This window comes from Streptomyces sp. NPDC047081 (genome assembly GCF_040643775.1).
In the GTDB taxonomy this organism is placed as follows: Bacteria; Actinomycetota; Actinomycetes; order Streptomycetales; family Streptomycetaceae; genus Streptomyces.
Map to the genome: position 1 here is coordinate 374,654 of NZ_JBEYUY010000001.1, position 21,953 is coordinate 396,606.

20 protein-coding genes are annotated in these 21,953 nt (G+C 68.8%); 8 read left to right on the plus strand and 12 right to left on the minus strand.

From position 1 onward, the window contains the following. Nucleotides 1-85: 85 nt before the first annotated feature. On the minus strand, nucleotides 86-670 hold the full coding sequence (locus ABZ848_RS01795; protein WP_360823573.1) for an HD domain-containing protein: 585 nt from the start codon (nucleotides 668-670) through the stop codon (nucleotides 86-88). A 12-nt stretch (nucleotides 671-682) separates the two neighbouring features. Further along, nucleotides 683-1,798, minus strand: a complete 1,116-nt coding sequence (locus ABZ848_RS01800) for a helix-turn-helix transcriptional regulator (RefSeq protein WP_360823576.1) — start codon at nucleotides 1,796-1,798, stop codon at nucleotides 683-685. A 122-nt stretch (nucleotides 1,799-1,920) separates the two neighbouring features. Between ABZ848_RS01800 and ABZ848_RS01805 the strand changes: the two genes are divergently transcribed. The 5 genes from ABZ848_RS01805 (at nucleotide 1,921) to ABZ848_RS01825 (ending at nucleotide 5,154) form a co-directional block, all read left to right on the plus strand. Continuing rightward, a complete protein-coding gene (locus ABZ848_RS01805; protein WP_360823579.1) occupies nucleotides 1,921-2,517 on the plus strand; it encodes a hypothetical protein in 597 nt (198 codons plus the stop codon). Nucleotides 2,518-2,579: 62 nt separating this feature from the next. Continuing rightward, the gene (locus ABZ848_RS01810; RefSeq protein ID WP_360823582.1) at nucleotides 2,580-2,870 is read left to right on the plus strand and encodes a DUF6415 family natural product biosynthesis protein; all 291 of its coding nucleotides are present in this window, start codon (nucleotides 2,580-2,582) and stop codon (nucleotides 2,868-2,870) included. A 60-nt stretch (nucleotides 2,871-2,930) separates the two neighbouring features. Next, nucleotides 2,931-4,049 (plus strand): radical SAM protein, encoded by a 1,119-nt coding sequence (locus ABZ848_RS01815; protein WP_360823585.1) that lies wholly within the window; start codon nucleotides 2,931-2,933, stop codon nucleotides 4,047-4,049. Beyond that, the gene (locus ABZ848_RS01820) at nucleotides 4,046-4,258 is read left to right on the plus strand and encodes a hypothetical protein (RefSeq protein WP_360823588.1); all 213 of its coding nucleotides are present in this window, start codon (nucleotides 4,046-4,048) and stop codon (nucleotides 4,256-4,258) included. Before ABZ848_RS01815 ends, ABZ848_RS01820 begins: the two co-directional genes overlap by 4 nt. Before the next feature lie 89 nt (nucleotides 4,259-4,347). Next, complete coding sequence (locus ABZ848_RS01825; RefSeq protein WP_360824324.1) at nucleotides 4,348-5,154, plus strand: aminoglycoside phosphotransferase; 807 nt, start codon at nucleotides 4,348-4,350, stop codon at nucleotides 5,152-5,154. A gap of 62 nt (nucleotides 5,155-5,216) precedes the next feature. Here ABZ848_RS01825 and ABZ848_RS01830 read toward each other — a convergent pair whose 3' ends face one another. The 4 genes from ABZ848_RS01830 to ABZ848_RS01845 form a co-directional block, all read right to left on the minus strand. Beyond that, nucleotides 5,217-12,128 carry a glycoside hydrolase domain-containing protein gene (locus ABZ848_RS01830; RefSeq protein ID WP_360824327.1) on the minus strand — a complete coding sequence of 2,304 codons (6,912 nt, stop codon included), beginning with the start codon at nucleotides 12,126-12,128 and terminating at the stop codon, nucleotides 5,217-5,219. Between the two features lie 311 nt (nucleotides 12,129-12,439). After that, nucleotides 12,440-12,682: a hypothetical protein gene (locus ABZ848_RS01835; RefSeq protein WP_360823590.1), complete on the minus strand. Its 243-nt coding sequence runs from the start codon at nucleotides 12,680-12,682 to the stop codon at nucleotides 12,440-12,442. A gap of 7 nt (nucleotides 12,683-12,689) precedes the next feature. Then, nucleotides 12,690-13,148, minus strand: a complete 459-nt coding sequence (locus ABZ848_RS01840; protein ID WP_360823593.1) for a hypothetical protein — start codon at nucleotides 13,146-13,148, stop codon at nucleotides 12,690-12,692. Between the two features lie 149 nt (nucleotides 13,149-13,297). Beyond that, entirely contained in the window at nucleotides 13,298-13,873 is a 576-nt protein-coding gene (locus ABZ848_RS01845) for a TetR/AcrR family transcriptional regulator (RefSeq protein ID WP_360823596.1), read from the minus strand. Nucleotides 13,874-13,928: 55 nt separating this feature from the next. On the opposite strand from ABZ848_RS01845, the gene ABZ848_RS01850 reads away from it, so the two are divergent. Next, nucleotides 13,929-14,333 carry a hypothetical protein gene (locus ABZ848_RS01850; protein WP_360823599.1) on the plus strand — a complete coding sequence of 135 codons (405 nt, stop codon included), beginning with the start codon at nucleotides 13,929-13,931 and terminating at the stop codon, nucleotides 14,331-14,333. On the opposite strand, the gene ABZ848_RS01855 is transcribed toward ABZ848_RS01850, so the two are convergent. From ABZ848_RS01855 to ABZ848_RS01875, 5 genes are all read right to left on the minus strand, one after another. Continuing rightward, nucleotides 14,311-15,033, minus strand: coding sequence for a DUF4232 domain-containing protein (locus tag ABZ848_RS01855; RefSeq protein ID WP_360823602.1), 723 nt, complete (start codon nucleotides 15,031-15,033; stop codon nucleotides 14,311-14,313). The two genes, ABZ848_RS01850 and ABZ848_RS01855, sit on opposite strands and share 23 nt — an antisense overlap. A 131-nt stretch (nucleotides 15,034-15,164) precedes the next feature. Further along, nucleotides 15,165-16,772 carry an MFS transporter gene (locus tag ABZ848_RS01860; RefSeq protein ID WP_360823605.1) on the minus strand — a complete coding sequence of 536 codons (1,608 nt, stop codon included), beginning with the start codon at nucleotides 16,770-16,772 and terminating at the stop codon, nucleotides 15,165-15,167. Nucleotides 16,773-16,968: 196 nt separating this feature from the next. Further along, entirely contained in the window at nucleotides 16,969-18,585 is a 1,617-nt protein-coding gene (locus ABZ848_RS01865; RefSeq protein ID WP_360823608.1) for an AMP-binding protein, read from the minus strand. Nucleotides 18,586-18,629: 44 nt separating this feature from the next. Then, a complete protein-coding gene (locus ABZ848_RS01870; protein WP_360823611.1) occupies nucleotides 18,630-18,983 on the minus strand; it encodes a MazG-like family protein in 354 nt (117 codons plus the stop codon). Nucleotides 18,984-19,005: 22 nt separating this feature from the next. Continuing rightward, nucleotides 19,006-19,572, minus strand: coding sequence for a DoxX family membrane protein (locus tag ABZ848_RS01875; protein WP_360823614.1), 567 nt, complete (start codon nucleotides 19,570-19,572; stop codon nucleotides 19,006-19,008). 140 nt (nucleotides 19,573-19,712) lie between these two features. Here ABZ848_RS01875 and ABZ848_RS01880 point away from each other — a divergent pair, with 140 nt between their 5' ends. Next, on the plus strand, nucleotides 19,713-20,039 hold the full coding sequence (locus tag ABZ848_RS01880; RefSeq protein WP_360823618.1) for a nuclear transport factor 2 family protein: 327 nt from the start codon (nucleotides 19,713-19,715) through the stop codon (nucleotides 20,037-20,039). Between the two features lie 60 nt (nucleotides 20,040-20,099). Further along, a complete protein-coding gene (locus tag ABZ848_RS01885) occupies nucleotides 20,100-21,086 on the plus strand; it encodes an aldo/keto reductase (protein WP_360823621.1) in 987 nt (328 codons plus the stop codon). An 89-nt stretch (nucleotides 21,087-21,175) separates the two neighbouring features. Here the strand turns inward: ABZ848_RS01885 and ABZ848_RS01890 are convergent, their stop codons facing one another. Further along, entirely contained in the window at nucleotides 21,176-21,904 is a 729-nt protein-coding gene (locus ABZ848_RS01890) for an ABC transporter ATP-binding protein (RefSeq protein ID WP_360823624.1), read from the minus strand. Between the last annotated feature and the right edge of the window lie 49 nt (nucleotides 21,905-21,953).

Consider the following 21,953-nt stretch of genomic DNA (forward strand, 5'->3'; position numbering starts at 1 on the left):
CCCGCGTTCAATTTAGTAACTCGATGCTGTTGGTTGGAGGTAGTACCGGACAGGCCGGATTTGACGGATCTTGTTTCGTCTGAACTCAGCTTTGCCGCTCGCCAAGCGCCGTCCGCAACCAGTCCAACGACCCCGTCGCCAGCACCGTGTCAGCCAGTGCCTGCCCCGTCTTGGTGACGATTCGCTCGCGGCTGTTGTCGATCCACCTCTGGGCTTTCGTGTAGCCCTGGTCCCGATATTCGATGCCCTGAATCATGCACTCCAACTTATCGGCGTCCCGTGCGCAGATTGCCTCCACCGATTCCTTGGCTTCGTACTCGGCGACGAGGTCCCGCACAGCTTCGGCCAGAAGTTCCGGCATCCCCGCCACCTGGTCAGCAGTGATGTCGCGAGGATCGGCCTCTCCGCCGCTGTACTTCTTGCCCAAATGGTTGACGTCCCCGGTGCGCGTCTCCTGGGAGTCGTGCCACACCGCCAGGAACGCCGCCCGCGCCGGGTCGGCGCCCTCCAGCTTCGCGATGATCGTCGCGATCAGGGCCGTGCGCCACGAGTGCTCCGCGACCGACTCGGGGTGCTTCACGCCGGCCATCCACCATCCGGAGCGGGCGGTGTTCTTCAGCGTCCCCGCCTCGTACAGGAAACGGGCGACCGCAGTCAGGTCCTCGGACACCGTGGGCTCCTCTCACGCCTCGGCGAGGCGGATCGCGTACCGGATGCTTTCCAACTCCCGTCGCCCGCGCGACGAGAGCTCGTGACTATCCAACATCACCGGGAGGCGGTCGCGCAGAGCGTGGGCCGCTGTGCCTGATCGCAGCAGATGGGGGCGGATCTGCAGGAGGGACCACAGGGTGTGGATGTTGAGGTCGACATAGCCGTGTTGCGGGGACAGGCCCTGGACGAGGTGGGCGAGAAGCTTGTCGCCGGGCCATGGGCGGGGTGTGCGGTCTGCGATGAAGTCGTCCGACAGTTCCATGTGCCGCATCTCGCCGACCCAGTACGCCCAGTAGTTCAGATTGGCGGCTTCGCCCGTTTCGTCGTCCGTGAGCACCGTGTCGATGAAGTGGCTCATCCGGTCGCGGTCGCCCTGCCGCGCGGCGACGGCCGCGACGCTGCGGGCGTTCAGCCATGAGGTCAGCCAGTCGTGAGGGCGCTCGGTGCGTTGCTGGTGGGTGAGCCAGTCCGCTGCGTCGGGCTCGGTGTCGTAGCCGGAGAGGTACAAGGCCTGGCGGCGGAGTAAGAACTGAGTCTCGCCCCGGGCTTGCTCTGCCGTCTGCCGCATCGTGGAGAAGAACGCCGTGCGTTCCGGGCGGCTGAGTCGGGGGCCGGCGGGGGCAGGCCCGCGACGGGGGCGTGGTGATGGGGGCAAGTCCCGGATTGGCCTTGGTGGTACGCCATTGAGCGGCCACGCCAGGACTTCGCCGAGGTCGCGCTGCATCACCATCGTGCCCAGGGGGCTTTCCTCCACCGCAGCATCGTCGTCGAGGACCGTCGCGAGGAGGACGTCCGCCTCCAAGGCCCGTTCGAGAGCCTGAAGGAGCGCGGTCGGCGTGCCCAACTGCATGAGCCGGTGGCGGTGCATGAGCATCTGACCGACCGGCACGGCCGTCAGTGGGCGACGGCCGGTCTCCCATCCGGCAATCGTGTCCGGTGAGACCTCCAGCTGTTCCGCGGCCTCCTCCTGCGTGTGGCCCAACTGCTCCCTGATGACGCGCAGGACATACCCCGAGATCAGACCTGAACGGGGTCGTGACGGCTTTCCCGTACCGCCAGTCAGGGTTTGTCGTGAGTTTGGCCGCATGAGGTGTCCGTTCCCGGGGGTTGGGCGCAACTCACCTGTACTCGCAGTCACTTCAGGCTTGAGCGCCGGATTTCTACCGTCTTAGCCATCCCTGATTGACCCTAGTTGGGAGGCAGCTGCCCATGGACCCCATTGCCGGTGCACATGGCCCGAACGTGTCACTTCCGGTGGCGTCGTGCGTGGTCGTGGAGTCGGCCTCGGAACCCGGTCTGCTCGTGCGCTCGCACTTCGATGACCTGCTGGACGTGACGGAGTGGCTCCTCCAAGCTGCCGACGATCCGGCCCGGGCCGGTGCCGAATGGCAGACGATGGAGATCACCCTACTGCGCTGCGGCGTTCGCTTTTCTGCTATTCGCGTTGCCGGCGACATCGTGTGCGCCGCTGCTCGGAGCGAGGGCCGGGCCCAGGTCGACGAGTACTTGGCCGCCGCACTGCACGGCGGTCCTGTCTTCGTGGATCGCCAATCGGGTCGGTACTACTGCCTGGTCCCGGTTGGGGCATGCGCTGCCTGGAGTATGCCGGGCACGGCCTGTCTTGGTGCGGGCAGCTATCTCGGTGTGCCGCACCCGACCATCGACTCAAACCGCGATCAGGCCCGCTCCTCATGGTGTGTGCCACCGGTCCGGCCGGAAACCCATTGCCAGGCCAACGCGGTCGCGCAGATGGTCCACGTAGGCCTTTTCCGCCTGGCCGCGAAGAAGGAGGCCGCCGGTGGGTGACGACCGGTCGCTCGAATTCGACGTGTGCCGCAAGGTCTGGACGGAAGCCTTGGAGCTGACCAATGGGCTACCCGCCAAGGTCCCGGATCGGGCCGAGGTGGACAGGCTGGGCCGGCTATCTGCGCAGGCATGTAACTGCCCTGGCCGGGGAGTTGGAAGCGGCACTCGAAACGCAGTCGGCGGATACCAGCGAACGTGAAACCGCGTGCTGGCTGCTCGTCCGCACTCACAGAACGCTGAACGAGGGACCAGACCTCGACCATCGCGCTGCTGCCGTGCACTTGGAAGACCTGGCCCTGAACTGCCGGGCCCTGACCGCCCTGTGTCATCAGCAGGTCTGCGCTCTGCTCTGAGAAGCGAGCGCGCGGGCACCTCCCCAACCCCTGTCTGTCTGACGACCCGTGAGGAATCCCATGCACAGCTTGCTCGCCAGCCCGTTCCTCGGGCAGCACCTCATCCTGCGACCCGGCCACCCACAGGGCATCCAGATTCACCGATCGTGTTACGACGAACTGCGCACCGTCCCTGAAGGTCATGCGCCACCGGCCTGGCTACACCTCGCCGCTTCGCAGGCGTGGGGGATGCGTCTGCCTCAAGGCGCCGCCTTGTCCACGGTGGTGCTCGTTCGCGAGCCGTCGCCGTACGGCTTCGTGAAGGCGTCGTGGGAGATCAATCTGGGGTGCGACTACGACTGCGGCTTCTGCTACCTCGGCGAAAAGAGGTTCGCCGGGCTGTCGTGGGAGGACAAGCGGCGGCTGCTGGAACTGCTGCGCGACGCCGGTGTGTTGTGGTTGCAAATCACCGGCGGCGAGGCCCTGATCGATCCACAGTTCGCTGCGGCATACGAGTACGCACATGAACTCGGCCTGATGGTGCAGGTGTCGACGAACGGATCCCAGCTCCACAAGGCAGCCATCCGGGACTTGCTCACCCGCCACCGGCCCTACCGGCTGACGATGAGCCTTTACGGCGCGACCGAGGAGACGTATGAGGGCGTGACTCGCAATCGTGGCGCGTGGCGCCGGTTGACCCGCGGCCTGGATGCGGCGCGGGAGGCCGGCCTGCCTGTACGGCTCAACCTGATCGTGTCCGACTCCAACGCGCATGAGCTGGACGGCATGGTGCGCCTCGCAGAGGACCGATGGGGGTTCCCGTACCAGGTGTATTCGGGTATGTCGCCGACGATCGATGGTGACGCGGGTCCGCTCGCCGCTCAGGCCACCGACCACCTGCGACCACGCAGCGTCTTCACAGGCTGCAATGCCGGTCACACCTTCTTCCACGTCGATCCGCACGGAATCGCGTCCATCTGCAAAGTAGGTCGCGATCCGAGCGTGAACCTCATGACGGAAGGCCTCGACGGCCTTCCCAGGCTCGGCGCCATCGCCGAGTCCCTACAGCTCCGCACCGGTGGGTGCTCCGGCTGCGCACAGGCCGCCACATGCAGGACGTGCCGGCCGCTGGCGAAGCTCTACCAGGAGGCGGGGGACAACCGATCGCTCTACTGCCAACACGGAGGCTACGGATCATGACCTCACCCAACGCGACCCTGCCCACGTCTGAACCGGTCGTGCTCACCATCGGCCGACGCCCGCCTGTCGACGCCGGTGGAATGCTGCCCGTACCCGTTCAGGTCCCCACTATCGGCAAGGGGGAGTTCCGCATCATCAGCGACATCGATGGCGACGTCGCCCAGGCTGCCGGGTGCAACTGCTCGGCCGGTGACGACAACCCGTACTAGACCATCCCTCGGTATGTCGGTGCCCCGGTCTACGCTGGCCGGGGCCTCACCCTTCCACCCGCTCACCCGAGGAACCGCGCTCTGTGTCCATGCCCCGTCTCGCCTTCGACGAGCTGCCATCGGCCGCTCGCCAGGCGGTCATCGCCCAGACCGGTCGTATCGCCAGAGCTCGCACTGCCGGAGGCGGGATCAACAGCGCCATTGCCGCTCTACTCGACACCGAGAGCGGTCCCGTCTTCGTCAAGGGCATCCCAGCCGACAACCCGCAGGTTGCCTCCCAGAAGAGGGAGATCGCAATCAGCCCCTACCTGCCCGCTGCTTGCCCGCGGCTTCTGTGGCATGTGGAGGCTGGAGGGTGGGAGCTGCTTGGTTACGAGGCGGTCGATGGCCGCCATGCCGACTACAGCAAGGCCGACGACCTGACGCTGGTCCTGGCCGCGCTCGCCGAGCTGCAGCAGGTGGCCGCACCGAAGGACCTCGGCTTGAAGACAGCGGAGGAACGGTGGGGGAAGTACGCCGACGAGGGGCAGGCGGTGCTATTCGAGGGGGACGCGTTGCTGCACACGGACTTCGCCCCGGACAACGTCCTCATCCACGGTGCCAGGGCACGCTTGATCGACTGGGCGTGGCCGACGCGGGGTGCGGCGTGGATCGATCCGCTCATGCTCGCCTTGCGAATCATGGAGGCTGGGGCGACTGCTGAGGAGGCGGTCTCGTGGGCGCAGCGAGTTCCGTCCTGGCGTGAGTGCGATCCGAAGGCACGCGGTGCGTTTGCCGTAGCAGTGGCCCGGCTGTGGGGAGCAATCGCTGCGGAGGACTCTGCACCCTGGAAGGCAGCGATGGCCAGTCACGCTGCTCAGTTGATGCGCTTCCATTTCTCCCGACACAACGTGTGATTCTGCTCTGTCGCGGGCCGCCCGGCCGGAAATCCGGCCGGGCGGTGTCGGCACCCCCGTGGTCAGGGCGTGTATTGCGTTTGGCGGATTCCTCGTGTATCAGCCCAGGCCGTCGCCTGTGACCACAGTTCGGTGCCAGCGGTGGCTGACGAGTGGTCCGTGTGGTTCGTGCGGTGGAAGCCGACCGTGTACGTGCGGGTGACCGAACCGTTGGGGGAGGTCACCTTGATCGTGCGGGTGGTGAAGCCGGGATCCGTTGACGTGACCGTGGAGCTGCCGGGCATAACCCTTACCCGTGCCCCGGGTTGAGCCGGCACCGCCGAGACCGTCGGGATCCTCGCGTCCTTCGGCCAATCGACCACGTACGTCGTGACGTTCGGGTCGAAGCCGTCGATCGCTGCGCCGCCCACCGTGATCGCGCTCGCGTCCGCGACGCTCGCCTTCGTCGCGTCCGAGGAGTTGGTCACCGTGACCGACCCGTCGGCGTTGACGACGACGTGCGCCGCCATCGCCGCCGCCAGGTTGATGCGTTGCCAACTCGCCTCGCCGGCCGCGGTGAGGTCGAGTGGGTAGCCGGAGTCCGTTGCGGTCTGTTCCAGGATCTGGGTGCGCTGGGCGGTGGTGAGGTTCGGGAAGGCCGTGGTCAGCAAGGCCGCCGCGTCGGAGGGGGTGACCAGGGGGCGGCCCGGCTTGCCGACCCGGGAGAAGCCGTACGTCAGGCGTTGCGTGTACAGGTCGATGTCCTGTGCCGTGCTCAGGCCCGCGTAGGGGGCGCCTGCGCAGGTCGCGAGTGTGTTGCCGTAACCCTCCTTCTCGCATTGGGCGAGTAGTACGTTCTCGATCTCCGTGTGGGCCTGCGTCAGCAGTTTCGCGAAGTCGGGGTCTGCCCAGCGGTGGGCCACCGTGGCCTGGCCGGTGATGCGGCCGCCCATGACGTCGAGGGGGTAGTGGAAGCCGAGGACTATGCGGTTGTTGCCGTACTCCGAGGTGCGGGCGAGGATCGACGGGGCCAGTTCCGGGAGCAGGGTGGCCAGGATCGTGCCGGCCTCGTAGCCGCCGTAGGTGTGGCCGCTCGGGTACGAGCCGCTGGTGGCGAGGCCGGCGTACGAGCCGTCCTGGGACTCGTAGATCTGGCCGCCGTCGCCTACGAAGCCGAGTCGTACGTATGGGCGCAGGTAGCCGTAGCTGTTCTTTGCCTCGTCTACGCCGTCGAGGCCTTGCGTGACGCGGCCGAACAGGGCGTTGGTCTTGGGGAGTTGGCCGTCGTTCAGGGCGTCCAGGTAGATCTGGCCCAGCCTTGAGCCCAGGCTGTCGGCCATCGTGATCGTGGAGCTGTTCGTCGCGTCCACCTCGGCGCGGTCGACCTCCTTCTGTGTCGCCGCGTTGTTGATGCCGACTGCGAGTTCGTCGTTCTCCGCGGTGAGTTGGGTGTCGGTGGGCACCTTCGTGTTGGAGGCCAGGGTGGTGGAGCCGAGGTCGTCGATGCCGCTCAGCAGGTTGTGGAAGTAGTCGGTCGTGGGCCAGGTGTCGGAGGCGTACGTCGCCTTCAGGGTGTCGTCCGGGAAGGGGGACGGTACGTACGTCGACGGGTCGCTCTCGGGTTCGGTGGCGGACGTCTCCCTCGTCGTCGCGTCGGCCGACGTTCCCGCCAAGGTCACCGCCGTCACCGTCGCCGTGTGGGCCTTCGCTCTGCTCGTGGTTGTGAGCAGCGCCGTGTCCGTCGTGGCCGGGACGTGCGCGGTGGTTCCGTCATCCAGGGTCACCTCGTAGCCGATGATCGGGAAACCGCCGTCACCCGCCGGTCGCCACGTCACCCGGACCTGCTTGTCTTCAGTGAGTACGCCCGTCACCGTCGGCTTCTGCGGTGTGCTGCCGCCGGTGACCACGGGCTGGGTGGCGGCGCTCGGCTGCGAGGCGCCGACCGCGTTCACCGCCTGGACGCGCGCCGAGTAGGAACGGCCGGACGGGAGACGGGTGAACGTCGTGCTGCGGCTGTCCGGGTCGTCTATCTCGACCTCGTGGCCGCCGGTCAGGGTGATCTCGTAGCCGGTGACCGGGGAGCCGCCGTCGTCCGTGGGGGCGGACCAGGTGACCGTCACGCTCGTGCCGGACGAGGTCGCCGACACGGCCGCGGGCGCGGTCGGTACCGTCTTCGGCTTCGTGGTGAGCGCGGAACGGGCGTGGTCGAGGGCCTCGTACCGTGCGGTGAGGGTGTTGTCCGTTGCTGTGTCGTCGGCGAGGGTCGTCTTCGCCTCGGCCAGTGCGTCGGTGAATGCCTTCCAAGTCGCGTCCGTGCAGCGGGACTTGGCGAGAGTCGACGCGCTCGTGACCAAGTCCTCCAGTCTCAGCCTCGGCAGGGGGATCAGTTGGTTGGCGGCGAGGGTGAGGCTTCGGGTTTGGGTGTCGAGTTCGAGTTGCGTGGCGCCGTCGGCAGTCAACAGGGCCCGGGCTGCGGCGAGTTCGCGCATGAACACCCCGAAGTCGACCGTGTCGTAGCGTGATTCGTCGTCCGACAGGCCCTCGTATTCGGTGATCGCCTTCCGCAGGGCCGTCGTGTCCGTGCCCGTCGGTGTGTCGGCGTGGCTGAACGTGAATCGGCCCAGGTTCGCGACGTACGGGTGCGAGGCGTCCGGGGTCGTCGTCAGCCGTAGGTGGACCGTGTGCGTGCCGGTGATTCCCTTCGGGAGGGTCAGGCTCGTCGTGCCGCCCGACGACCATGCGGAGCCCGTGACGGGCAGGGGGATCGTCGCGTACGGCGTTCCGGGCGTGGTGGGATCGAAGCCGTCTAGGTAGAGCTGTACGGCCGAACCCGTGCCGCAGCGCGCGGAGTTGTTGACGTAGGTGACCGTGACCGTGTTCTTCGAGGACGTGCCGAAGTCGATGTTCCCGTAGTCCAGCCAGGCTCCGTTGTACGTGCCGCCCAGGTCCGTGGCGGAACCCGCGCCCGTCCAGCCGACCGGCTCGCTCTTGAGGCCGCCGCCGCTGTTCGAGGTGAATGCCGTGGCGTCGAAGGACACCGGGGCGTCGGCGTTACGCGTCAGGGTCAGCGAGTAGACGTTGGCCACGTACGGCTGGGCGTCGGTCTGTGTGCTGGAGAGGAAGTCGGCGTACACGTCCTGGACGCCGGTGAAGACGCTCGGGTCCAGTTGTACGGTCGTCGTGGCTACCGTTCCCCAGCTCGAACCCGTGTACGCGAGCGGTATGTTGACCGTCTTCGCGCCGTCCTTCGAGCCGAGGTGCAACTCGATGTGCGAGTCCGATGCCGCCCGCGACTGGGGTTTGTCGTAGCTGACGGTCACCGTGTCGGCGCCGTCGCCGAGGTTCGTGTCCTTCCACTCGGCCCACGCGCCGTTCGTCACGTTCTCGAAGATGCCGTTCGAGAGCTTGAGCGGGAGTGAACCGTCGCCGGTGGTCGTGGTGTTCGCCGTGGTCAGCGTGGCGAGTGTGGTTGTGGGCGACGACGCGATGTCGTCGGGGGAGAACTGGTACCAGTCGAAGTTCGACACCCACTGCTGGCCGGACGGGGCGTGGAAGACGAACGTCGCCCTCGACGCGGCCAGCAGGGCCGCCGGGTCGGTGACGGTCGCCTGGACGGTGGCGTAGTACTGCCAGCCGCCCGTTCCGGGGAGCGAGGCGGTGGCGACCACGGGGCCGTCGGCGGCGCCGGCGTGGATGTCGACGCTGCTCGGACTCGCGGTCGTCGCCTGGGAGTTGGCGTAGCGGATGGAGATGCTGTGCGGGGCTACGCCGCCGAAGTCGAGCTTGTTGAAGCGTTCCCACGAGCCCTCGGTCACGCCGCCGAGGTCGCCGTCCGAGTAGTACGCCTCCTTCTTCAGGCTGGGGCCCTCCATCTGGTCGGGGTCCTCGGCCTGCAGGACGGCGTAGCCGCCCTCGTCGATGGTGAGCGCGTCGATGGCGGAGTGCAGGGCGTCGTCCGCGGCCATGAGCGTGCTGGTGCCGGAAGCGGCGTCCGCCAGGACTGCCCGGGCACGTTCGAGCGCCGACTGGAACAGGGTGTAGGAGCCGTAGGAGTAGTTGCCCTCGCGCACCAGGGACGCCTGGTCGACCAGTGCGGCGAGGGCCTTACGGGGCACGGCCGCGGCGGAGATGAGCAGCGGGTCGGTCGCGGACACGCCGGTGCCGGTCACCGTCGAGGCCGGTACGCCGTGCGCGAAGGCCGCGTCTCGGAACGTGATGCCGAAACGGGCGTCGACCTTCGTGGTGCCCGTGAGCGACAGCGTCGCCGTGCGTGATCCGGTGACGCGGAGGTCCGCCGTGACGCCGGCCGGCAGACCGGTCACCGTCGCGGCCTTGGTCCCGGTGAGGCTCGTGCCCTTGCGCGCGGCGAACGACGCCGGGCCGGAGGAGAGGGTGAGCTGCACGCTTCCGTCGACCGTGCCGTCAGCGGTGGTCGTGACGGTGGCCGGCTTGGCGGTGACAACTGTCGTACCAGTAGCCGGTCGTGACGTATCGTCACCGTCTTCCGTGCTCAGCGAGTACGCGGGCTTCGTACGGGCGCCCCAGTCGGAAGGCTTGGAGCCCATGCGGAAATCCAAGGTCCCGCCCGCGATGATCTGCGAGTAGTCGAGCCAAGTGTTCGTGAAACGGGAGCCGTTGAGGGTCGCGCTCTGCACGTAGTAGTTGCTCGGCGACACCCCGTCGGCCTTCACCGTGAACTTGCTGCCGTTGGCGTAGGTGATCGTCGTGGAGTCGAAGAACGGGCTGCCGATCTGGAACTGGCTGGAGCCCGCCGTCACCGGGAACAGCCCAAGGGCCGCCGCGACGAACATGGTCGACATGGTGCCGGCGTCGTTGTCCATGGTCGGCAGGAAGCCGTGCGGGGAGAGCTTGTAGACCTGCGTCCTGACCGGCGGGGTGAACTCGCCGCCGGAGCTCGGGGCTTCGTTCGTGGAGCCGGTCGCGATGTACCGGTTCCAGGTCGTGCCGGTGTAGATGGCGCGCACCCACTTTTGCGTCAGGCTCGGCTCTCCGACGTAGTTGAAGAGGTACGGCGCCTGCAGGTCGATCTCGTTCGCGTTGGAGTGCAGCATGGTCGAGCCGTCGTCGGCGTCGGAGTCCTCGCCGAACATGTGGTTGACCGCGGCCTTGCCGGCCTCCGCGCCGCCCATGGCCTGGATGAGGCCGGCCATGTCGTAGGCGTCGTACCAGTTGTACTGCCAAAGCGTGCCCTGGTAGAGGCCCGCCGCCTCGAACTTCTCGTAGTCGGCGCTCTGCCAGTCGCCGCCCGTGGCGCGCGGGGTGAGCAGACCGACCTGGGTGCCGTCGGACGCGGTCCAGGCACCGGACTTGACCAGGTTGTCGATCGCCATGGTCGACTGGGCGCGCAGCTTCTTCGCGTCCGCGTCCTTGCCGAGCGCGTCGGCGACGACGGCCAACGCCCACTGGTCGTAACCGCGTTGGACGGTCGTACCGGGATCGCCCGAGACGTATCCCTGCCGCAGTTGCGCGCCCGTGTAGTAACCCGTGTACGACTTCAGCGCCGGGTACGCCTCGTCGAGCCGGTCGAAGTCCTTGTACCCCTTCGACACCGCGTCGGCGACCACGACCGCCGAGCGTTCCCAGCGCACGGTCGGGACCGAGTGGGTGAGGCTGCCGAGGCTCTTGCCGGAGGTGTGCGCGTCGGCGAAGAGGAGGATGAGCGACTGCACCAGGTCCCGGTAGGTGGCCGGGTCGATGTACGCCTCGACGGAGTACTTGCGGAAGTCGTCCCAGGTGGACCAACCGTCGTAGTACGTATAGCCGTTGGTTTTGTGCACCGCTCCGTCGACGCCACGGTAAGTCCCGGTGGTGCTGGTGGCGTTCACCGGCAGCGCGTACATGCGGTATAGGTGCGTGTAGAACTCCTTGGTGAGCGTGGAGTTGGGGTCGGACGTCCCGGAGGCCTTCACCGCTACGGCGCCCAGCGTGCTGTTCCAGTCCGCGGCCGTGCGTGCGCGTGCCTGGTCGAAGGTGAGGGCGCCGACTTCGTTGTGCTGGTCGGTGGTTGCCTGTTCGGCGCTGATGGGCGAGAGCGTGACGCGGAGTTCGATGTCGTTCCCGGCGGACTTGTCGAAGCCGAGGATCGCGCCGGTGTCGGCGCCGTCCTGCGCGGACGCGCCGCTCAACTTGCCGTCGTCGCCCCAGCTTTGGAGGGACGTCACGGGGGAGTTGGTCGTGGCGGCGTAATACAGCTTGTACGAGGCGCCGTTGAACGACCCCGCGATGAGCCCGGTGATCGAGGTGGTGCCGTCCGCGAGGGTCGTCGCCTTCAGGGTCGCGCGGGTGCGGCTCGTGAAGTTGTTGGCGAGGTCGAGGACGAGGCGGGGCTCGGATCCGGCGGGGAAGCTGTATCGCTCCAGGGCCGTGCGCGTGGTCGCGGTCGTCTCGGCGTTGATGGTGCCGGGGCCCTGGGTCACCGAGGAGCCGGTTCCGGAGATCGCCCCGAGACCGACTTGGTAGTAGCCGGGCGCCGCGGTCTCGTCGTCGTGGCTGTACGTGTGCGCGTAACTGGCCGTGGCGGGGCGGCTGTTGTACTCCACGGACGTCGGGACGACGAGGAGATCCCCGCCGCCTCCCGATCCGCCGACCCCGTCGAGGTTCGTGGCGGTGAAGCCGGCTATGTGGTCCTCGTCGTAGTCGTACCCGGTGTGGTTGCGGCCGGGCGTGGTCAACGGGTTGACCTTGGCGAGGCTGTGGGGGGCCTCGGCGCCGGGCAGGTCGTTGCCGTCGTCACCGCCGGTGGATACGAAGGGGTCGACGAGCTTGGTGTAGTCGGTGCCGCTGGATGTCCCGGCGGAGGCTGCGGAGTTGGTGGAGGCTGTGGACCCGGCGGACGTGGTCGCGCCGGGTAGGGCTACGGCGGCCGTACCCCCGCCGCCCGTCAGCGCGGCCAGGCCGAGCGCCCCGGCGAGCAGCGCGGCGGCTGTCGCGCGCAGTGGCCGACGGCGGGGTCGGCGGGCGGGTCTCGGAGGGATCGTTCTGGGCAGGCAAGCGCGGGATCTGGGCAGGGAAGCGCGGGATCTGATGTGCACGGAACCTCTCCAGCGTCGCGACACACGCATGTCCGGCCTCACCGGGGACAACGTTGTCAACGTCGTCCCTGCCAGTCCGGAGCACGTGAACACTCGGGCGAGACGGCAGTGAACGTCCGGAACCGCGCCCGTAATGTTCACGACCGCCAGACATCAAACATGGAGAAGGCGTACGGGGGAAGAACGAGACGCGTACAGGAGCGTGCGCACGGCGGCTTCCCCCGCCCGGGGTACGTGGTTCAGCTCGTCCGCCTTCAGGCTCTGTCCTTCTCGCGTGCCGTCCTTGCCATCCGGGACCGGTAGAGCCAGCGCGCGAGTCCGCCTACCGCGAGGGCCACGAGGATGGCTCCCCAGTCGATGACGTGGGGCAGGCCGGGGAAGAAGGCGAAGAACGCGAGCGTGGCTAGGAGGCCGACGAGGAACGCGGCGATGCCGGCTCGCTGTTGCCGTGTTTCCGACGTCGGATCCGACTCGTTCCGCTGTTCCTGCTCGACCATGAGGGGCTCACTTCGTGATGTGGTGGCACTGGCTGACGCGGCGCACGCCGTTGACGTACAGGTGGGCGCACGCCTTGCCATAACGAGGCAATGTCTGAGGAGAGTTGTTCCGCATCGGGTCGATCTTGCATTCGTTGTGGGTCCGGCCGCGTGACGTGCGGTATGTGCGGTTGTCGGTGTCGGCGTAGCTGAAGTCGATACGCCAGTTGCAGAAACCGCTACCGAGCGCCGCGACGAAGGCGCAGTCGACGCCGGCGTTCTGGTACGTGATCTTCCGTCCGCTGCCGCGGATGATGTGCGTGAACAGGCAGCCCGTCGGCACCTTCATCGTCATGCCGCCGACGCTGTACTCGAAGGTCCGCACGGGAGTTGACCCGACCGCGGTGGCGTGCGCGGACGTTGGCGCGGCGACGGCGAGGGCACAGACGGCTGCGAGGGCGGTGGTGAGGCGCGTGAGGTAGTGCATGGCAGAGGTGGTCCCCTCCTGGTGATCTCCTGATGAGTACCTGGGGAACCGGCTTCTTGAGGTGGCGGTTGCGCGATGTTTCCGGAATCACCGCGATTGGGTGATCAACAAACAAGCAGCTGACCTGCGGAAACGTTTATGGCCATCCGTTATCCGCGCCGCAGCAGCGCCCCCACCGCCACCTCCAGATACCCCGGAAACTCCTCCCGTGCCGGTAGTGCCGTCGGTACGGCGTGGGCGAGTTGGGCGTGTCCCAGGTAGAAGCTGTAGGCCATCAGTGCCCGCTGGCGGGACTCTGCGTCCGTGAAGCCCAAGTCCTCGAACAAACCCGCGATGTAGGCGATCCGGCGGGCAGTGACCTGTTGGAGGGCCATCGCCACCTGGGGGTGGTCCTTGCTGGACAGGAGGGAGAGTTCGAGGGGGTCCGTGCCCGACGGCTTTGTGACCTCCGTCAGGAGTTTGCGTAGGCGGGACTCCGGGGTCGGCTCCGTCTCCACCACCGTGATGATCTCGTCCGTGTTCGTTTCCACCCAGCGGGACAAAGCAGCCTCCACCAACGCCTCTCGGTTGGTGAAGTGCCAGTAGAAGCTGCCCTTTGTCGTGCCCAGGCGGGCGGCCAGGGGCTCCACGGCCACCGACTTCAGGCCGCCGCCCTCTCTGATCGCCGCCAGTGCCGCGTCCGCCCAGTCGCGGGCCGTGAGTCTGGGTTTTCTGGGTTGCGCCATGACCATACGCTACCGTATGGTCGATTTTCCGTACGGTAGCGTATGGAGGTGTGTGATGGTCAAGGACAAGGCCTTGGCGGCCCCCTTTCCCGAGCGCGCGCGGTTGATCGGGGAGGCGCTGGAGCGGCCCGATTACCGGGACGCTTACGCCATGGAGTTGCTGCCCGGGATGCCGCGTGATCCCGCCGCCTGGACCGGCATTCTGCGTGATGCCTTTCCCGTGGTCGGGCGGCGAGACGGTGAGGTGCTCATGAAGGTGAGCGCCTCGGGGCTCGATGCCTGGGCCTCGATCCTCGTCGAAGGCGAGCGCGTGATTCTTTGTAGTTCCGTGAAGGCCAACGGGTGGCGTTCCCGGGCCTATTGGGGTGTCGTGCGGTGGGTGCATCCCTTCATGGCGCGGCTCATGATGGTCCGCACCCACCGTCGGCTCGCCGGCCTCACGTCAGCTCCGTCGCCGTAATCGCCGTAGCCGTCACCGTGTTGTCGCATTCCGCGAACACCCCGTCGTCCAGGGCGACTTGATGCGCACCTGCACCCGGCAGGCCCACCACCAGCGTGGGGTACGACGACGGTGTCGCGCCCGACTCGCAGTAGCCGTCCGCCTCGCCCTGGACCTGGACGAAGGTCAGCTTGAGGCGGGCCGTGCCGCCGGGGGCCAGGGTGACCGGGGTGGCCGTGCCGGTGGGGGTCACCTTCAGGGGTGCGTTGTGGTCGGGGGAGCCGTTCCCGGCGCCGGCCACGAGCGTGGGGTGGCCCTGGAGCGTGCACGGCTTGGCCGACTTGTTCGTGAACTCGATGATCGCCGCCCCGGTTCCGGTGCCGTCCGGGCGGTCCGTCGCCTGGTGGGCCGTGACCGTCAGGGCCTCCGCCGCGCAGGTCTTCGACGTCCCGCCCCCGGAGCCCGAGCCCGAGCCCGTGCCGGAGCCGGAGATGGGGGACGCCGTCGCCGTCGGCGTGCCCGCAGTGGACGGCGCCTCCGAACCCGGCTTGCCCGACGGCGACGAAGGCGCGGACGACGGCGTCCCGCTGCTGCTCGCGGCCTTCGACGGTGAGTCCGCCGCCGTCGGTGAGTTGCCCGACTGGCATGCCGTCACCGTCAGGGCGGCCGAGAGCGCGGCGATCGCCAGCGCGGCCTTGCGGATGCCGTTCACGTACTGCATGGAGAGTCCCCCGAGTCCGGATGGTGCGGGGCCGGTCCTCGCCGGCGCCCGCCCATGGAGACAGGGCTGACCGACCCGGGGTTTCTCCTGTGGATCAGCTGTGACAGGTGTGGATCACTTGTGACAGTTCGTCACGCCGGCACCTCCGCTGCTCCTTCTGCCTTGTCGAGTCCCTCCGTCGCGTCCCCGCCCCCCTTCCCCCGCAACGCGATCACGCTCAGCAGGCAGCACGCCAGGGCCGCGATGCCGCAGACCACGTAACCGATCGCATAGCCGTTGCCGAGAGCTTCGAGGGCGATGGGGAGGGCGCCTCCCGGAGGGGAGGTCGGTGGGACCGAGTTCGCCGCCAGTGGGCCGCCCTCCGCCGCCACCTGGCCCGCCGCCGTCTTGACCTGCGTCGAGAGGTCGGAAGCCGCCAGCTTCTGCGTGAACTCGTCCGCCGCGTGGCTCAGCGCGATCGCGCCGATCACCGCCGGGCCCAGCGTGAAGCCGAAGTCGCGGAGGAGGCTCGTGGAGGCGCTGGCCATGCCCGCGTAGTGGACCTCCACCGTGTTCACCGCCGTCGCCGTGATCGACGAGACCGTGAGGGCGAAGCCGATGCCCACCAGGCCGATCGGGAGGATCAGGGAGGTCAGGGCCCGGTCGTCGACCGGGAGGGTCGCCGCGATGAAGTCGCCCACCGCCATCAGTCCGAGGCCCGTACCCAGGACCCACCTCGCGCTGACCTTCTCCAGCAGCCTGGAGATCAGCGGCATCAGCAGCAGCGTCCAGGAGTTCAGGAGGACGAAGGCGAACGAGCCGCGCAGCGGGCTCTGATGCTGGATCGGGCCCAGGCGGATGCTCGTCGCATACGCCGTGCCGAGGTAGCTGAACATGCCCACCACCGCCACGAACGACGCCACCGCGAACGCCCGGTTCTTGAACAGGTCCAGCCTCAACAGCGGGGAAGCGGCCCGGTGTTCGGCGACCAGGAACAGCGCTATGAAGACCGCCGCCACCACGTACGCGATCACCACCGGTGTCGCCGTCCAGCCGTCCGCCGGGCCCTGGATCACCGCGTACAGCAGGGCGAACATGCCGATGCCGATGGTGATCTGACCGGCCAGGTCGAGTGAACGGCCTTCCGGGGCGCTGGAGTTCTGGGCGAAGAGCTGGCTGAGGAGAGTGCTGATCGCGGCCAGGCCCGTCACGACGATGAACGCCCAGCGCCAGGAGCCGTAGTTGCCGGTGATGCCGCCCAGGACCGGCGCGACGAAACCGCCGCTGGACAGGGCCGCCGCCCAGATGGTGATCGTACGGGCGCGGTCGCGGGCCGAGTGGGTGCCCGCGGCGATCATCGCGAGCGAGGTCGGGAAGAGCGCCGCCGCGCCGAGGCCGGCGATGGCCTGGCCGAACCAGAGCATGTGGATGCCGGTGCTGGCGGCGGCCAGCGCCTCGCCGAGCACGAGCAGCGCGCCGCCGCCGACCAGCAGCCGCTTGCGGCCGAAGAGGTCGCCGAGGACGCCGAAGGTCAGTTCCAGTACCGAGACGGGCAGCAGGAACGCGTCCGAGATCCAGGTCAGCTGGGAGCCGACGGGGTGCAGGTCCTCCTGGAAGAGGCCGTTGAGCGTGGCCGGCATGGCCAGGGCGATCTGGGCCAGACAGACCGCGAAGCAGCCGGCGACCAGCGTGCCGACGGGCAGGCCGGCGGGCGCCTGCCCGGCGGTGGAATCGGGTTCGGTGCGGGTTTCGGTTGACACGTGAGGGCACCCCTTTGAGCTGGATTGCGGGGATCGAGCGGGATTGCGGAGATCAGGCGTGATTGCGGGGATGGCGGCGCCGAGAAACGCTGCGAATGTAGGGCAGTTTTTCGACGACGGTCAATGGGTTGCCCAATATTGATGGACGGAGCTCTCCCCGGGCAGGACCCACAGATGGGTGGGACAGGGGGCTCGGTCAGACGTCAGCCGCCGGGCCGGGCAGCCGGCCCTCCACGTACTCCTCACGCAGGACGTTCTTGCGGATCTTGCCCGAGCCGGTCAGCGGGAAGGCCTCGACGAACACCCAGGTGCGGGGCGTCTTGTGCGGGGCGAGGTGGGCCCGTACGTGGTCGAAGAGCTCCTTCCCGGCCACCGCCGTGCCCGGCGCGCGGCGCACGAAGGCCGCCACCCGCTCGCCCCAGACCGGATCCGGCACGCCGACCACGACCGCCTCGGCGACCCCGGGATGCGTGGCCAGGAGCTGCTCGATCTCGCGCGGGTAGATGTTCTCGCCACCCCGGATGATCATGTCCTTCAGGCGGCCCTCGATACGGCAGTACCCGCGTTCGTCCATCGACGCGAGGTCGCCCGTGTGCAGCCAGCCGTCGGGGTCCACGGCGGCCGCGGTGTCGTCCGGGGCGTCCAGGTAGCCGGTCATCACGTGGTAGCCGCGGGTGCACAGCTCGCCCGTCACCCCGGGCGGCACGGTCGCGCCCGCCGCGTCCACGATCTTCACCTCGGTCCGCGGCAGCGGCCTGCCGACCGTGTGCGCGCGGTCGTCCGCGGTGTCGTCGAGGCGGGTGATGGTGATGCCGGGGGAGGCCTCGGTCTGGGCGTAGATGACGGCCATCGGCACCCCGAAGGCCGCCTCGACCCGGCGTACCAGCTCGGGCGGGACGGTCGCGCCGCCGGAGAGCATGTAGCGGAGCGAGGAGACGTCCGTCGTGGGCAGTGCCGGGTGTTCGAGCATCGCGATGAGCATCGTCGGTACGCCGCCCATCACCACGCAGCGCTCGGACTCGGTGAGCTCCAGCATCAGGCCCGGTTCGAAGTGCGGGGGCAGGACGTGGGTGCCGAGGCCGGTGATCGACGCGAGCGTGGCCAGGACGCAGCCCGCCGTGTGGAACAGCGGCATGGGGTTGAGCTGGGCCTCGCCCTGGCGCAGCCCGAACGTACGGACGTACGCCAGCCGCGCGTTGTTGGTGATCCCGCGATGGTGCAGGACCACGCCCTTGGGTACGCCGGTCGTGCCCGAGGTGTACTGGATCTGGGCCGGCGCCGAGGGGCCGACCTCGGGCAGCGCACGGTCCGCGGCCGTTCCCTCCGCGCAGAACTCCGCCCAGTCCTCGAACAGCACGCTCGTCCGCAACTCGGGCAGGTCCGCGCGGATCTCCTCCAGGGTGCGGGCCATCGGGTTGCCGCGGTACTCCCGGCGCAGGAAGACACCGGCCGCGCGGGAGTGACCGAGCACGTGGCGCAACTCGGCCGCGCGCAAAGCCGGGTTGACCGTGACGAGCGTGATGTCCGCGAGGGGGGCGGCGAGTTCGAGGATCACCCACTCGGGGATGTTGTTCGCCCACACCGCGACGCGCTCGCCGGGCGTGAACCGCCCCAGCAGGGCGCGGGCCGCGCGCTCGGCCTCGTCGAGCAGTTCGGCGTACGTCCACCGGCGGCGCCCGGCGGGGTCCGGCACGCCCTCGACCAGTGCGACCGTCTCGGGCGCCAGGGCGGCGGCCCGGCGCAACAGGGAGCCGACGGTCTCGTCCTGGAGTTCCTCGTCGGGCTCGCCCTGCCAGTACGACGTCGTCACCATGCCGTCAGTATTCAGCAGCTCCGGGCGGCCGGGGAGCCCTCACGTCACCCGGGAACCACGCCGGTTGACGGGCCGAGGGAGCGTTCGGTGACCTTACGGAGGTGCCGGGTGAACACGTCGCGGGTCTCTGGCGTCAGCGTGCGCAGGGCGATCAGGGCTGTGATCACCACGTCGCACAGCTCGCTCTGCACGTCGTCCCACGTGTGGCTCACGCCCTTGCGGGGGTTCTGGCCGGTCGCGCCGATCACCGCCTCGGCGACCTCGCCGACCTCCTCGGACAGCTTGAGCATGCGCAAGAGGAGGCTCTCCTTGCCGTTGAGCGGACGGTTGCCGTCCACCCAGGCCCACAGGGCGTCGATGGCGGACCAGAGGTCGGGAGCAGTGGGCTGATCAGTCATGGGCCCAGCTTGCCAAATGAGCTCACTCCCCGAACAACGCCTCCTGCGAATCGAACTGGTCCGCCGCGTCGTCCAGTTCCGGCTTGTCCAGCCGCCTGTTCCGCGCCCCGACCACCATCGCCGTCACCGCCGCCGTCGCCCCGAGTGCCGCCGGGACCATCCAGCCACGGTCGAGGACATGGCCGAGCGCGTGGTCGAGGGAGAGCCGGCCGGGGCCCGTGACCGCGAGGCCGGCGGCGGCCAGGCCCAGGGTGGCCGCGTACTCGAAGCCGCCCTCCTGGTTGAAGAAGCCGTTGGGCGCGTGCACCGCGGACGCGCCCGCCATGGCGCCGGACGCGGCGGCGCCCGCCGCGGGGGTGGCCAGGCCCAGCGCCAGCAGCGTGCCGCCGCCCATCTCCGCGAGGCCCGCCGCCGTGGCGCTCGCCTTTCCTGGCGCGTACCCGACGGACTCCATGAACTGGCCGGTCCCCTCGATCCCGTGCCCGCCGAACCAGCCGAGCAGCTTCTGCGCGCCGTGCGCGGCCAGCACACCGCCGGTACCCAGCCGGAGCAGCAGCAGACCCAGGTCATGTCGGTTGTAAGCACTCACGATGACTCCCGTAAGAGAAGACAGCAGCAGACAGGAACAGTCCCCTCCGCGTATCCACCGTCGCACCGCCGACACCCCCGGGACGGGTTCGCGCCGCCGTTCGGGTGGCGGGGCCGGGAGAGCGGTGTGAGTCTGCTGGCATGACGATTCAGCCAGCCAAACTCAGCGACCCGGCCGTGCGCGCCTTCGTCACCGCCGTCAACGCCCATGACCGCGACGCGTTCATGTCGCTGCTCACGGACGACGCGACCATGGCGGACGACGGCTCCGACCGGGACCTCGCCGAGTGGATCGACCGGGAGATCTTCTCCTCCAACGGCCACCTGGACGTGGCCAACGAGTCCCAGGGCGGCCGCGCCCTCGTCGCGAACTACCGCAACGACACCTGGGGCGAGATGCGCACCCGCTGGGCCTTCACGGTCGCGGACGACGGCAGGATCTCCCGCTTCGAGACCGGGCAGGCCTGACCGTCGTACAGCGGTAAAGGTCTTGCCTTCGCGTGCGCTCCAGCTCCTAGCGTCTACGGCATGGAGACGAACAGGACCCTGGGCCGCAGCGGTATCGAGGTCAGCGCTCTCGGCTTCGGCTGCTGGGCCATCGGCGGCGAGTGGCAGAACACCGACGGACAGCCCCTCGGCTGGGGCAAGGTCGACGACGACGAGTCCGTACGGGCGGTGCAGCGCGCCGTCGACCTCGGCGTGACCTTCTTCGACACGGCCGACACCTACGGCACCGGACACAGCGAACGCGTCCTCGGCCGCGCGCTCGGCAAGCGCCGCGCCGATGTCGTGATCGCCACCAAGTGGGGCAACGTCTTCGACGAGGAGACCCGCACCCTCACCGGCCACGACGACTCCCCGCAGTACGTCCGCCGCGCGCTGGCCGCGTCGCTGAAGCGCCTGGGCACCGATCACATCGACCTCTACCAGCTGCACATCTCCGACGCCGAACCGGAGCGAGCGGCCGAACTCCGGGACGTCTGCGAGGAGTTGGTGGGTGAGGGGCTGATCCGCGCGTACGCCTGGAGCACCGACGACCCCGCCAGGGCCGCCGTGTTCGCGCGGGGTGAGCACTGCGCGGCCGTGCAGCACGCGGCGAACGTGCTGCAGGACGCCCCCGAAATGTTCGCGCTGTGCGAGGAGTCGGGCCTCGCCAGCATCAACCGCAGCCCGCTCGCGATGGGCCTGCTCACCGGCAAGCAGGCGGCGGGGCGGGCCCTGGAGGCCGGCGACATCCGCAACACCCCGCCCGCCTGGCTGCCGGGCTTCAAGCAGGACGCCGGGGCCGACGCGGACTGGATCGCGAGGGTCGACGCCCTCCGCGACATCCTCACCTCCGACGGCCGCACGCCGGCCCAGGGCGCCCTGGCCTGGCTGTGGGCCCGCAGCGCGCGGACTGTGCCGATTCCCGGGTTCCGCTCGGTCGAGCAGGCCGAGCAGAACGCCGGCGCGATGGAAAAGGGGCCGCTCACCGCGGGACAACTGGCCGAGATCGACCAATTTCTCCAACGGTGACCGGCCCCACCCAAGGGGCGCGGGGCTGTGTCGATTTGCGGCTCCGCCGCGCGGGCGCGACCAGCCCCCACACGCCCGCAGACGAACGACTAGTAGCTCTGATTGCCGTACTGCGCGTACTGCTGCTGATCAGCGTAAGAAGGCTGCTGCTCGGTCACCGTCAGCTGCCCCGCCTTGATCGTCGCCAGCCGCGGAGCCCGACGCGCGATGGACGAGTCATGGGTGACCATGATGAACGTCAGCCCGTGCTCCCGCCACAGCCCCTCCAGCAGGGCCATGATGTCGTCGCGAGTGCCCTCGTCGAGGTTGCCCGTGGGCTCATCGGCGAGCAGTACCTTCGGCTTCTTGACCAGCGCACGGGCGATCGCCACACGCTGCTGCTGCCCGCCGGAGAGCTCGGCGGGCGCATGCCCGAGCCGCTCGCCGAGGCCGACGGACCGCAGTGCCTCCGCGGCCCGCTCCCGCCGCTCGGCGGGCTTCACGCCCATCGGGACCAGCGCGGTCTCGACGTTCTCCTGCGCCGTGAGCGTCGGGATGAGGTTGAAGGACTGGAAGATGATGCCGATGTTCTCGGCACGCACCCGGGTCAGCTTGGTCTCGCTGATGCGCGCGAGGTCCACGCCGTCCAGCTCGACGCTGCCCTCGGTCGGGCGGTCCAGGCCGCCGATCATCTGCAGCAGGGTGGACTTGCCGCCACCCGTGGGGCCCTGGATGACGAGCTGGTCGCCGTCCTCGATGGTGAGGTCGATGCCGCGCAGCGCCTCGACCGTCTCCTTGCCCCGCGTGTACCGCTTGGTGACGCCGGTGAGTCTGTACATGGGATCTCCGTGGCTGAAGAAGAACTGAAGAGGAAGAGGGGTGGGGCGC

Bases quoted from the DNA above. Each gene is read 5' to 3' on its own strand.
- ABZ848_RS01800 (WP_360823576.1), bottom strand. From the start codon at position 1,798: ATGCGGCCAAACTCACGACAAACCCTGACTGGCGGTACGGGAAAGCCG.
- ABZ848_RS01805 (WP_360823579.1), top strand. From the start codon at position 1,921: ATGGACCCCATTGCCGGTGCACATGGCCCGAACGTGTCACTTCCGGTG.
- ABZ848_RS01810 (WP_360823582.1), top strand. From the start codon at position 2,580: ATGGGCTACCCGCCAAGGTCCCGGATCGGGCCGAGGTGGACAGGCTGG.
- ABZ848_RS01815 (WP_360823585.1), top strand. From the start codon at position 2,931: ATGCACAGCTTGCTCGCCAGCCCGTTCCTCGGGCAGCACCTCATCCTG.
- ABZ848_RS01820 (WP_360823588.1), top strand. From the start codon at position 4,046: ATGACCTCACCCAACGCGACCCTGCCCACGTCTGAACCGGTCGTGCTC.
- ABZ848_RS01825 (WP_360824324.1), top strand. From the start codon at position 4,348: ATGCCCCGTCTCGCCTTCGACGAGCTGCCATCGGCCGCTCGCCAGGCG.
- ABZ848_RS01835 (WP_360823590.1), bottom strand. From the start codon at position 12,682: ATGGTCGAGCAGGAACAGCGGAACGAGTCGGATCCGACGTCGGAAACA.
- ABZ848_RS01840 (WP_360823593.1), bottom strand. From the start codon at position 13,148: ATGCACTACCTCACGCGCCTCACCACCGCCCTCGCAGCCGTCTGTGCC.
- ABZ848_RS01845 (WP_360823596.1), bottom strand. From the start codon at position 13,873: ATGGCGCAACCCAGAAAACCCAGACTCACGGCCCGCGACTGGGCGGAC.
- ABZ848_RS01850 (WP_360823599.1), top strand. From the start codon at position 13,929: ATGGTCAAGGACAAGGCCTTGGCGGCCCCCTTTCCCGAGCGCGCGCGG.
- ABZ848_RS01855 (WP_360823602.1), bottom strand. From the start codon at position 15,033: ATGCAGTACGTGAACGGCATCCGCAAGGCCGCGCTGGCGATCGCCGCG.
- ABZ848_RS01865 (WP_360823608.1), bottom strand. From the start codon at position 18,585: ATGGTGACGACGTCGTACTGGCAGGGCGAGCCCGACGAGGAACTCCAG.
- ABZ848_RS01870 (WP_360823611.1), bottom strand. From the start codon at position 18,983: ATGACTGATCAGCCCACTGCTCCCGACCTCTGGTCCGCCATCGACGCC.
- ABZ848_RS01880 (WP_360823618.1), top strand. From the start codon at position 19,713: ATGACGATTCAGCCAGCCAAACTCAGCGACCCGGCCGTGCGCGCCTTC.
- ABZ848_RS01885 (WP_360823621.1), top strand. From the start codon at position 20,100: ATGGAGACGAACAGGACCCTGGGCCGCAGCGGTATCGAGGTCAGCGCT.
- ABZ848_RS01890 (WP_360823624.1), bottom strand. From the start codon at position 21,904: ATGTACAGACTCACCGGCGTCACCAAGCGGTACACGCGGGGCAAGGAG.